Origin of the sequence: Ralstonia sp. TCR112 (assembly GCF_007997035.1) — a bacterium.
Taxonomy (GTDB): Bacteria; Pseudomonadota; Gammaproteobacteria; order Burkholderiales; family Burkholderiaceae; genus Ralstonia; species Ralstonia edaphi.
The window spans coordinates 18217-29456 of sequence record NZ_VOSS01000150.1; the positions used below are offsets into that span (position 1 = coordinate 18217).

Consider the following 11240-nt stretch of genomic DNA (forward strand, 5'->3'; position numbering starts at 1 on the left):
GCCGCTGCGACCGGATTTTTTACCGGTAGACCACGACCGGCACGTGCGCGTAGGTGAGCACCTTGCGCGTCTCGTTGCCGATCAGCAGTCGCCCCATCAAGCTGCGGTGCCCGTGCGATGCCATGAAGATGACGTCGCACGCGTGCCGCTTTGCCGCATCCAGGATGCCCAGATAGGGCTCGGCAAACTGCGACACATCGCTGTCGAACTGCACACCTTCTTCCCGGGCGCGCTCTGCAATGCGCTCGATGCAGTCCTTGGCATGGCCCTGCACCGTTTCCATGTAGTGCGCATGCGGACACTCGCCCACGCCGGCCGAATACGCCATGTTGGGGAATTCTTCAATGCACGTGTAGGCGGTGAGGCGACAGCCCGTGGCGCGCGCCAGCTTCAACGCTCCGTCGATGGCCTTGCGGCACTGCTCGGAGCCGTCGGTTGGCAGGAGGATATGGGTAAACATGGCGGTCTCCATGGGGAACCCGACTCCACGTTACTGCGCCGGCCGATACGCCTCTATCGTGGAAAACGCTAGTCCAGCACAGGTTTTCGGCTGAGAGGGACGACCGGAAAATCGATGCACGGTCGTTCGCATATTGATGTGGCAGCTTGCGGTCTACCCGCGTTGCCACGCCTGCCGGTAGCGTGACGGCGATGCGCCCAGCTGCAAGGCAAATCGCCGGCTGAAATGGCTGGCGCTCGCAAAGCCGCATCGCTCGGCAATCGTCGCCAGCGCGAGCGTGGTGGTGCGCAGCAGCGTTTGCGCACGCGCCATGCGTTGCTGCATCACCCACTCATGCGGCGCGGCCCCGAACGACGCACGAAACATCCGCGCGAAATGGAATTCCGACAGGTTCGCCTCGGCCGCCAGTTGTCCGAGCGACAAGGGCAGATGCAGCTCGGCATCGATGCGTGCGGCAATGCGCCGGCATACGTGTGGTGCCAACCCGCCGCGCACGGCAAGCGCGCGCGTGCGGCCCTGGGTCTGAACGAGGTACGACAGCGTGTCGTTGGCCAGGGCGTTGGCGCGCATGCGATCGTCCAGGTCGGTCCAATCGAGCTGGGCGATGTTCGCGCAAGCCTGTGCGAGATGCGCGTCTTCGATGAAAGTGCGGTCGTGCAGCGTGAACAGGCGCGGCTCTGCGTCGAGCAGACGTACCGCGTGCCCGGCCAGCGCGTCGGGCGCGAAATACAGATGAACGAAGCGCATCGGTTGCTCGATCACCCAGCTCGACTGGTGCTCAGCCGGCAGCATGCACACGCGCCCGGGTGCGCCGAACAGGTGCGGCAGATCTTGCCGGTGTGTGGTGTAGCCACCTTGCAGATAGACCGAGAGCGTGTGGTGCCCAGGCTGGATGTAGCGGGCCTCGTCGTGCTCGTTGCGCCAGATGGCGGCGGTTACGCCGTCGCCCAGATTGGCGACGCGCTCAAGCGATGCGCGCGAGCCGCGTGCAAGCGTGCCGAAGACGCTCGCGTCTGCAGTAACGCGAGGGTCGGCAGGTTGAAGCGACGGGGATGTGGAGGCGCGGCGCACGCGTCGATCTTACCAACGATGGCACCGTGATGCGCGCACAAAAGTGGGGGGGCTATCCGCCGCAGAGCTGGTGCGCCACTTCGCCTGCCAAGCCGACACCGTCCACGCGCTGCCAGCCGGCATCGTTGGCGATCTGCCGCTCGCTGACGGTCAGCGCGCCTTGATACAGCTTGGCTTGCGAGACCGAGAACTGCCGGCTGCGGCAATCGACGGTGTACAGAAAATCGGCCATGTCGCCGCGAAAGGCGCCGAACATGCGCTGCAGCGAACGCATGCCCGCGCGGTTCGACGCTTCCACGCGCACCCAGGCACTGACCGGTCCGCTCGGCATGCGCTGGATGCTGCCGACGTCGAGCGATGCGCGGCTGTCCGGTTGATCGGGCAGTGCGATCCAGCGCTCTGCGCCGTCCACCGGCAAGGTCAGCGCTGCGAGCGCCGCCAGCATGCCGGTCAAGACGCGGGGGCCGAAGACGAAGCGCGTCATCGCGGCTTGCCGCCCGGTACGGGGATGGCGATCGAGTCGGAATGACTGCAGGCCATCATCACGCCGGCCTTGTCGACGTCGATCATCACGGTGCCCGGCTTGTCGGCCGTGCTGGGCGTGGCAGCCAGGCTGCCCGACAGGCGCTGCATGATTGCTCGACAGGTCGGGGCCGTAGAGGCAACGGTCGTGGCCTTGGTTGTCTTCGGAGCCGGAATTGCGGCGGGTGCGGCGGCCGCAACAGGCGGCCGGCCAGGCGCAGTTGCTGCCGCAGCCGTGGGTGCCGTTGAAGCGTGCGCGCGCGGCAACGCAACCAGTGCGGCGAGCACGCTGACGGCAATCAGCAACCGCACGGTGCGCCGTGAAAGCGATCGATTGGGGGGAGACAGAGACGGCATGAACAGTCCAGGCACGGGCATCCAAATTGCGCCTGCCAAGTCACGAGACAGGCGCGCTCTTTCGACCAGTAACGGCACGCCGGGCGCGAACTTGACGTGGCAAACTGCCTCATGGGTCACCCACGCGTGATTTTGCCTGCGCAAATACTTCATGTGAACGACATAATCGGAAAGCCCCCGGAACATTCTCTTCAATGTAGCGACCAACCAATATGCCGGGGAGATTTTTCCGGCATCGTTGGCATCGTGAAACGGCCTCCACACAGGGCCCGCACATGCGGACGATGTAAGCCGACGGGACAAGCAGCAACGGGGTTCGTGCAGTGCCAGAAAAAATGGGTCGGCGGAAATGAAAATGGGATGGAATACCCAGCCTTTTCCGCCCTTTGTTTTTCCAAGGGGGCCACTATGATTCACAACATGGCGGTGCGATGCAGCCTTGCGTCGGTCGCCTCATGGGTCGGTTCTCCTCTCTGGAACAGATCGACACGGTCCAGAGATTTCAACCCGCGCCTCGTCAACTGAGCGCGGGTTTTTTCTTGAGCGATGCCAACGTAGGGTCGCCACCATACGGCGCTCAGGGGTATCGCACATAGCACCCTTCAGTTTTCCGGCGGCGCGCCGTTGTGGTTAGGGCGGAGACACGTGTCGTCTCGGGTCCCGCTTTCCCGTTGCCGTCGCTGTCGCTGTCACTGCTCAAGCCATCGCACTGCCCATGACCCAGTTTCTTCCGGCCCAGGCCGGAGCCTCTCCTGCAGACGTTGCGCCGGGCTCCGAGGCCGCGCAACGTCCGGTGGCGGCCATGGCCCGGGCAATGACCGGGGTGCGCGGTTCCGATTTCGACGCACTGTCACGGCTGTCGTCCGACGCCGTATTGCTGACCGTGGACGGGCATGTGGTGCGAGCCAACCCGGCGGCCGTGCGCTTGCTGGGAGCTCACGACACAGCGCAGCTGGAAGGCCTGCAGCTGGCCGGCCTGATTCATCCCGATGACGTTGCACAGGTGGTGCCGCGCCTGGCGGGCATGGTGAGCAGCGGTGCTTCTGCCCAGCCCGTCGAACATCGTCTGGTGCGCGCCGATTACACGCACGTGCTGGTTGCCAGCGAAGCCGCCGCGTGCGAGCACGAGGGCCAGCCAGCCGTCATGCTGGTGCTGCGCGAAGCCGTGTCGCGTCATGCGCTGGAGCGCCACGCCGTACAGGCGCGCGCCGAGGCGCTGCATGCGCGCCGCCTGCTCGCTTCGGAGAATGCCGTGCTTGCGCAACTTGCTTCCAATGCGACGCTGTCGACCGTACTTCGCCACCTGTGCCTGTACGTCGAACAGGTCTATCCGAACGCCATGTCGGCGCTCTTGTTGCTGGACGCCGACTCGCAGACCTTGCGCGTCGCCGCTGCGCCCACGCTGCCTGCGGCCTATGCCGCCACACTGGAAAACACGCCTGTCGGCCCCGATGCCGGCGCATGCGGTTGCGCCGTGTACCTGGGCGACGCCGTCTTCATCGACAACATTGCGACCGACCCGCGCTGGCAGCATGAGCGCACGGCAGCATTGTCGGCCGGCTTTGCTTCTGCCTGGGCGTTGCCGATCCGTTCGTCGCGCGGGGACAAGCTTGGCGTGCTGGGCCTGTTCTATCGACAGCCGTGCATGCCCGTGGAGGAAGAACAGCATTTCCTGGACGACGTCACGCACCTGGCGGGCGTCGCCATCCAGAAAGACAATGTCGAACGCGGCCTGGCCGAAAGCGAAGAGCGCTATCGGCTGGCGATTTCGAACCTGCACGAAGGCGTCGTCATCATGTCGCCGGACGGTGTGGTGCAGGCAGCCAACGCCAGCGCCGAGCGCATCCTGCGCGTGCGTCCCGGCCAGCTTGTCGGCCGCAACCGGCTTGACCCGATTCAACGCGTGGTCGATGAAGACGGCAAGGAAGTCGGCCTGACCATGATGCCGTCCGCTCACGTGCTGCGCACCGGCGAGCCCATCTTCGGCCGCGTGTATGGGCTGTTGCTCAAGACGGGCGAACTGATGTGGGTGCGGCAGAACATCATTCCCATCCGTCGTCACGCCGAGCCGACGCCCAGCAGCGTGATGCTGTCGTTTGCAGACATCACCGACATCAAGCGCGCCGAGCAGCGCCTGCGCCATCTGGCCGCGCACGACGCGCTCACGGGGCTGACCAACCGCAGCTTCTTCATCTCGCACCTCGAAAGCGCCATTGAAGGCGCGCGTGACGAGAGCCGCGAACTGGCGCTCTTCTTCCTCGACCTCGACCGCTTCAAGAGCGTGAACGACACCGCGGGCCATGCCTGCGGCGACACGCTGCTGCAAAGCGCCGCCGCGCGCCTGACCGACTGCATCGGCCCTGGCGACGTGATCGCGCGTCTGGGCGGCGACGAGTTCGTCATCCTGATCGACCAGCGTGTCGAGGGAAAGCGCATTGCCTTGCTGGCAGAGCGTTTGCTGCAGGCCATGCGCGAGCCGTTCGATACCGTCAACGGGCGCTATTACCTGGGCGTGTCGATTGGCGTGGCGCTGTATCCGCACGACGGCATTTCGGGTTCCGATCTGCTCCGTTCGGCCGACGCCGCCATGTACCGCGCCAAGCAGAACGGCCGCAACCGCGCGCAGTTCTACACGGCTGAACTGAACGCTCGCCTGCAACGCCGCTACATGCTGGAAAACGCGCTGCGTGACGCGCGCGAGAACAACGAACTGCAGCTCGTCTATCAGCCCAAGTACGACCTGGCCAGCCATCGCATCGTCGGCGCCGAGGCGCTGCTGCGCTGGAACAGCGCCAAGCTCGGGGCGATCTCGCCGGTGGAGTTCATCCCGGTGGCGGAAGAGACGGGGCTGATCGTGCCGATTGGCGCGTGGGTCCTGCGACGTGCCTGCGAGCAGGCCGTGATCTGGTACGAGGCGCTTGGCTACGACTTCCGCATGGCGGTCAACCTCTCGGCGCGCCAGTTCCAGGCCGGCGACGTGGTGCCGATGATCGAGCAGACGCTGGCCGACACCGGCCTGCCGCCCACCGCGCTGGAAGTCGAAATTACCGAAAGCCTGCTGATGGGCGGTGCGGACGAAGTGCGCCCCATGTTCGATGCGCTCACCGCGCAGGGCATCCGGATCTCCATCGACGATTTCGGCACCGGCTATTCGTCGCTGTCGTATCTGCAGCGCTTCCCGATCAGCAACGTAAAGATCGACCGCTCGTTCATCACCGGCATTCCGGGCGATCCGGATTCCGTGGCGCTGACGGAGGCCATCGTCGCCATGGCCCGCGCCCTGGGCATGACGGTCACCGCCGAAGGCGTGGAAGATGCCGACCAGGTGGAGTTTCTCGCCAAGGCGGGCTGCCAGGAAATCCAGGGTTACTACATCGGCAAGCCGGTCACGGCCGAAGGTTTCGACCGCTTGCTGCGGGCGCACCTGTCGGTGGTGGATGCCGGCGTGCGCGCCGCGCTGGGCTGACCGCCCGACCCGAATCGCGCTTTTTCCACCGTTCATACCGGCGTTTCTGCCGTTCGTCGCAATCCGCTCCCGCGTGCGGGAGCCGGCACCTAAGCTGGCGGCATTCCAACAGGGAGACCGCCATGCTCGAATCGATTACCTCCATCGTGTCGCATACGCCCACCTGGGTGTTCGTGGTGTTTGCCGTGCTGATCGGCATCGGGGTGCGCCAGTTGCAGCCGCGCATCGTGTCGCGCCGCCGCCTGATCGTTCTGCCGCTGGTGGTGGCAGCGTACTCGCTGCACGGCGTGTCGACGGCAAGCCATGGCAGCCCGCTGGCGCTGACGATGTGGCTGGTCGCCGTTCTGGTGGCATTCCTGCTGACGTACATGTCTCCGCCCGACGGTGCCGCGTCTGAAATGGCCGACACCGTGCGCGTGCCCGGGAGCTGGGTGCCGATGGTGGTGATCGTGGGCCTGTTTGCCGCCCGCTATGTCTACAACGTGATGCTGGCGATGCACCCAGAGGTTTCGCACTCCGGCAGCTTCATGGCGCTGTTCAGCGCGCTGTTCGGCTTCCTGGGCGGCCTGCTGCTCTCGCGCTCGGTGCTGCTGCATGTGCGTACGCCGCGCCTGGCGGCGGCTTGAGCCAGCGAATCGGCGTTAACACGTTAACATCCTGCATGTTGCAATCTCCATTCAAGACGGGACGACATGCTGGAACTCGACGGCACCATCTGGTTGCGCGCCGGTGAAGACAACTGGGGCGGGCACGGCCGGATCGAACTGCTGGCTGCCATCGGGCAGACCGGCTCCATCACGGCAGGCGCCAAGGCCGTGGGTCTTTCCTACAAGGCCGCGTGGGACGCCATCGACACCATGAACAACCTGGCCGGTGAGCCGCTGGTGGTGCGCACCACGGGCGGCAAGGGCGGTGGCGGCAGTGTGCTGACGCCGCGCGCGCAACGGCTCATCGAGAGTTTCCGCGTGCTGGAAGCCGAGCACCGCCGCTTTGTCGATCGCCTGGATGCCGCCGCGCAAGCCGCCAGTGAAGACGTCAACCTGATGCGTCGCCTGATGTTGCGAACGAGCGCGCGCAACACGCTATTCGGCACGGTGGAATCCGTGGCGCCGGGCGCCGTCAATGATGTGGTGGCGCTGCGTCTGCCCGGCGGCCAGCCTGTCGCCGCAACCATCACGCAGGAAAGCACGCGCTTGCTGGGGTTGGCGCCTGGAGTGCATGCCGTCGCGCTCATCAAGGCGCCTGCCGTGATGCTGATGCGCGGCGCTGGCGAATGGCGCGTCTCGGCAGAGAATCAATTGCCGTGCGTCGTCACGGAAATCCGCGATGGCGCGGTGCAGGCCGAAGTGCGGCTGCGCCTGGCGGATGCCAATGCCGCGTCCGCAAGCGAGACCGTCCTGGTGGCCATGCTCTCGCGCACGGCGGTGGAAATGCTGGCACTGGCCGAAGGCGTGGAAGCCATGGCGGTGTTCGAGGCATCGAGCGTGATTCTGGGATTGGCTTGAAGCGCCCATGACGCCCAAGACCCTGCTGATCGTCTACCACTCGATGACGGGCGGCACGCGCCAGATGGCCGAGGCCGCGCAGGCGGGCGCCGCAGAAGAGGACGGTGTGACTGTGCGCTTGCTGCACGCCGCGCAAGCGGGTCCCGGCGACGTGCTTGCCGCAGACGGCTATCTCTTCGCAACACCCGAAAACCTCGCTGCCATCAGCGGCCAGCTCAAGGATTTTTTCGACCGCTGCTATTACCCCGCGCTTGATCGCATCAACGGCCGTCCATACGCGTGCCTCGTCTGCGCGGGCAGCGATGGCCAGAACGCCGTGCGTCAGATTGAACGCATTGCCACCGGCTGGCGGCTCAAGCCCGTGGCCGAGCCGATCATTGTCTGCACGCACGCGCAAACGCCGGAGGCCATCCTCGCGCCAAAACAACTTGGCGCAGACGACCTGGAGCGCTGCCGTGCCGTCGGGCAGGCCATGGCTATCGGGCTCGCGTTGGGCGTCTTCTGAGGTCAGCGGGTCACAACCGCCGTCAGATGCGGATACGGCGACAGCGGTGCCGCATCGGGCGCGCGCACGGCATCGGCGACGACACGGCCATCGCGCAGCTCGAATACGTGGTCGCCGAAGATCTCTACATCGGCCGGATCGTGCGTAATCATCAGCATCGGCACCTGCAGCCGCGCTTGCAGGGCAGACAGCTCCGAGCGCATGCGCGTACGCAACGCCGGGTCCAGCGCGGCAAAGGGCTCGTCGAGCAGCAGCATGGACGGCTCCGCGATCAGCGCGCGGGCAAGCGCCACACGCTGGCGCTGGCCGCCGGAGATCTGCGAAGGATAATTGGCGGCCACGGCGCCCAGCTCGAATGTGTCGATCCACTGCTGAACGCGCGGGTCGCGGGTGCGGCGCGGCGGGTTGAACCACCCGCGCTTGAGCCCGAACGCGATGTTCTGCGCCACCGTCAGGTGGTTGAAGAGCGCGTAGTCCTGGAAAAGATAGCCGACGCGGCGCTCCTGCGCGCTGAGGTTGACGCGGTCGGCATGGTCGAACAGCGTGCGGCCGTTCAGGACGATGCGGCCGCGCTCCGGTGTCATCAGGCCAGCAATGGCGCGCAGCGTGAGGCTCTTGCCGGCGCCCGACGGGCCGTAGAGCACCACGCGCCGGCTGTCCGAGCGGACGGCAATGTCCAGCGAGAACACGCGCGCCGCGCTGGTGAGCGTTTTCTGCACCACGAGATCGATCATGCCGCCGCTCATGCCAACTGCTCCTGCAGGCTCGGTGTACGCCCTTGCAGCAGGCGGCTGGCCACCACCAGCACCACGATGCACGTGAGCGAGGTGATCAGCACCAGCGTATTGGCCGTGGCGTCGTCGCCGGCCTGCACGGCTTCGTAGATGGCGACGGACAGCGTCTGCGTGCGGCCCGGCAGGTTACCCGCAATCATGAGCGTGGCGCCAAATTCGCCCAAGGCGCGTGCGAAGGCCAGCAGCACGCCGGCGGCAATGCCGCGTGCAGCCAGCGGCAGCGTGACGCGAAAGAACACGGCGGCTTCGGGCAAGCCCAGCACACGCGCCGCGTTTTCCAATTGGTGATCGACGCCTTCAAAGGCGGCGCGTGCCGATTTCATGACCAGTGGAAACGCCACCACCGTGGAGGCAATCACCGCCCCCTGCCAAGTAAAGACGAGCTGGATGCCCAGGCTGTCCAGCCACCCGCCAATCGTGCCGCGCCGGCCCAGCAACACCAGCAGGTAATACCCGAGCACCGTGGGCGGCAGCACCAGCGGCAGCGTCAGGACTGAATCGACGACGTCGCGCAGGCGGTTGCGCGTGCGTGCCAGCGCGTAGGCCGCGCCGACGCCGAGCACGAGGTTGAGGGCAGTCGCCCAGCCGGCCACCTTGAGTGAGAGCAGCAGAGGCGTCCAGATGGATGCGGACATGCGGATAGTTTGCGAGGGTGCCATCGGCGGCCGGACGATTCCCTCGAACCGAGGTGACGCGTTGGGCGCCGGCGACAGATTGGGTGGGTTCTTCGCAATATAGGGTTGGTTATAACGCCAGGTCAATCCTGACACGGTGATGCCCGGCATGCGGCAAGGGGCATGGAGCCGCCGCCCCATGGCGACTGTCAGGGGCGTTGTTCGCTGCATTGCGACATAAGCCGCGTCGATGGTGGGGAACTAAAAAGTTTTGTTGGACAACGTTGCCGCCGGCTTGCCACAATGCGCCAAAACGTAGGCCGGACGTCGCTTTTCACGATCCGGGCCCGCGGTGAACAGGGTCACCGCACAGCAAAAGTCATCCCCCGGGGGGGAAACCAGTCTTGGCGATGGCCGGAAGCGTTCCGGCGGCCAAGCAGGTGTTTCCAACATGACCGGAGGACGGCAATGGCCGCCGCACATCGCGCAGATGGTTTGCAGGCAGTACGTTTCCCCCGCGCCGAAGACCTGGCGCTGCTGATGGACATGCGCCCCGCGCTCAAGGGGGCGGACGCGCAGTCTCGCGGTTCCGCCCGCCCAGGCGCTTCCGTTCAGATGGACCTGGATGGGCTGCCCGTACCACAGGCGGAAGCCGCGTCGGTACCCGCCGCCTTACCCGGCCACGCCGATTCCCTATCCGCACGCACCGCTGCTGACGATGCCGCCAACGGCGATCGTTTCTTCGTGCCGCTGCCGCCGGGCACGGACGTTGTTCCCGTAGACGAGCACGCGCTCCTCTTTGAACCGGCGCCCGCACACCCCGGCCGCCTGCGTCTTGCGGCAGAACTGCAGGCCGCACGCGGTGTGGCCGAGCGCGCGCGCATCGTGTCGGGGCTGATGGGGCTGATGGGCTTCTCGTCGCTGACCTACGCGCTGGCCGAACGCCACGAAAACGCGCCGCCGACGGTGGCCATGCTCAAGAACTACGTGACGCCCCGGTTCCTGCAGCGCTATTGCGACGAACGCCTCTTCACGGTCGACCCGCGTCTGCCCGCGGTGTTTGCGACCGGCATGCCGCTGGTGTGGGATCTGGCATCGCTCGCGCGCGGCCAGGCACGCATGGAGCCCGCCTTGCGCGCGCTGCTGCAGACGATGGACGAACACGGCCTGCGCAGCGGCGTGATGTTCAGCCTGGGTGCCGGCAAGGGCACGAGCCATGCGATTGTCAGCCTCAGCTCGCCGCACGCCGGGCGGGAGTGGATCAGCGACAGCGTGCTCGGCCAGTCGATTCTCTTTGGCATGGCGTTGCATCAGGTCTGGCGGGCGCCGCTGCAAACGTTCGCGCGCAATACGCGCGCATGCAGCGAAGAGGCACCGCTTACCGTCATGCAAAGCCGTGTGCTGACATGCCTGGCCTCCGGCATGAGCGACAAGGAAATCGCCATCAAGCTGCACACGACGGCGCACAATGTTGATTACCACCTGCGCCTGATCCGCCGCCGCTACGGAGCGACCAACCGTGCCCAACTCGCCTACATTGCGGGCCGCCTGAACCTCATCTGAGTTGAGCAGGAACGACGTTGTGGAAGCTGCTGCGCGGCATTCAGCGCGGCAGCGCCACGCAGCGCAGGCACGATGTGCCGTCGGCGCGATTGCACGCAAGGATCATCACTTGCCGGCCGGCCTGGCCCGTGCACGCGCTGCCGGTCAGCACCCGTGGTTGCGCCGCCGCTGAAGCTGCGCGTGGCGCCCTCGGGGCCGGGGTGCCGCCGCCCGCGGGCACCACGGGAATCGGCTCGATCCGCCCACCGGTCGCGTCGGGCACGATGGCCGGCACGTCGCCGGCGTTGGCAACCACTTTCTGCACATAGCCGTGGCGGAAGCCGGTCTCGAAGTTGCCGCTGTAGTAGCACGACAGCGCGGCGCGCAACGCCTGCTGCTGGTCG

At 66.1% G+C, this 11240-nt stretch carries 11 protein-coding genes and 1 pseudogene; 5 read left to right on the top strand and 7 right to left on the bottom strand.

What is annotated here, in order from left to right:
- Positions 1-19: 19 nt before the first annotated feature.
- The 4 genes from FUT88_RS24600 to FUT88_RS26990 form a co-directional block, all read right to left on the bottom strand.
- Positions 20-460 (bottom strand): universal stress protein, encoded by a 441-nt coding sequence (locus FUT88_RS24600; protein WP_147219106.1) that lies wholly within the window; start codon positions 458-460, stop codon positions 20-22.
- Positions 461-613: 153 nt separating this feature from the next.
- The gene (locus tag FUT88_RS24605; RefSeq protein WP_147219108.1) at positions 614-1531 is read right to left on the bottom strand and encodes a helix-turn-helix domain-containing protein; all 918 of its coding nucleotides are present in this window, start codon (positions 1529-1531) and stop codon (positions 614-616) included.
- A 52-nt stretch (positions 1532-1583) separates the two neighbouring features.
- Positions 1584-2015 (bottom strand): hypothetical protein, encoded by a 432-nt coding sequence (locus FUT88_RS24610; RefSeq protein ID WP_147219110.1) that lies wholly within the window; start codon positions 2013-2015, stop codon positions 1584-1586.
- Positions 2012-2164 (bottom strand): hypothetical protein, encoded by a 153-nt coding sequence (locus tag FUT88_RS26990; protein WP_261797289.1) that lies wholly within the window; start codon positions 2162-2164, stop codon positions 2012-2014. Before FUT88_RS26990 ends, FUT88_RS24610 begins: the two co-directional genes overlap by 4 nt.
- A 961-nt stretch (positions 2165-3125) precedes the next feature.
- Between FUT88_RS26990 and FUT88_RS24620 the strand changes: the two genes are divergently transcribed.
- The 4 genes from FUT88_RS24620 (at position 3126) to FUT88_RS24635 (ending at position 7886) form a co-directional block, all read left to right on the top strand.
- Positions 3126-5876: an EAL domain-containing protein gene (locus tag FUT88_RS24620; protein ID WP_147219114.1), complete on the top strand. Its 2751-nt coding sequence runs from the start codon at positions 3126-3128 to the stop codon at positions 5874-5876.
- A 122-nt stretch (positions 5877-5998) separates the two neighbouring features.
- Positions 5999-6502 (top strand): DUF6622 family protein, encoded by a 504-nt coding sequence (locus FUT88_RS24625; RefSeq protein WP_147219116.1) that lies wholly within the window; start codon positions 5999-6001, stop codon positions 6500-6502.
- 66 nt (positions 6503-6568) lie between these two features.
- Complete coding sequence (locus FUT88_RS24630; RefSeq protein WP_147219118.1) at positions 6569-7381, top strand: TOBE domain-containing protein; 813 nt, start codon at positions 6569-6571, stop codon at positions 7379-7381.
- Positions 7382-7388: 7 nt separating this feature from the next.
- A complete protein-coding gene (locus tag FUT88_RS24635) occupies positions 7389-7886 on the top strand; it encodes a flavodoxin family protein (RefSeq protein WP_147219120.1) in 498 nt (165 codons plus the stop codon).
- Between the two features lie 2 nt (positions 7887-7888).
- Here the strand turns inward: FUT88_RS24635 and FUT88_RS24640 are convergent, their stop codons facing one another.
- Both FUT88_RS24640 and modB read right to left on the bottom strand, forming a co-directional pair.
- Complete coding sequence (locus FUT88_RS24640) at positions 7889-8632, bottom strand: ABC transporter ATP-binding protein (RefSeq protein WP_147219122.1); 744 nt, start codon at positions 8630-8632, stop codon at positions 7889-7891.
- Complete coding sequence (gene modB / locus FUT88_RS24645) at positions 8629-9315, bottom strand: molybdate ABC transporter permease subunit (RefSeq protein ID WP_147219124.1); 687 nt, start codon at positions 9313-9315, stop codon at positions 8629-8631. The genes FUT88_RS24640 and modB overlap by 4 nt, the downstream gene beginning before the upstream one ends.
- 447 nt (positions 9316-9762) lie before the next feature.
- On the opposite strand from modB, the gene FUT88_RS24650 reads away from it, so the two are divergent.
- Positions 9763-10857 carry a helix-turn-helix transcriptional regulator gene (locus FUT88_RS24650; protein ID WP_186829374.1) on the top strand — a complete coding sequence of 365 codons (1095 nt, stop codon included), beginning with the start codon at positions 9763-9765 and terminating at the stop codon, positions 10855-10857.
- A 40-nt stretch (positions 10858-10897) separates the two neighbouring features.
- On the opposite strand, the pseudogene FUT88_RS26995 reads toward FUT88_RS24650, so the two are convergent.
- A pseudogene (locus tag FUT88_RS26995) lies at positions 10898-11240 on the bottom strand (lytic transglycosylase); the annotation flags it as partial.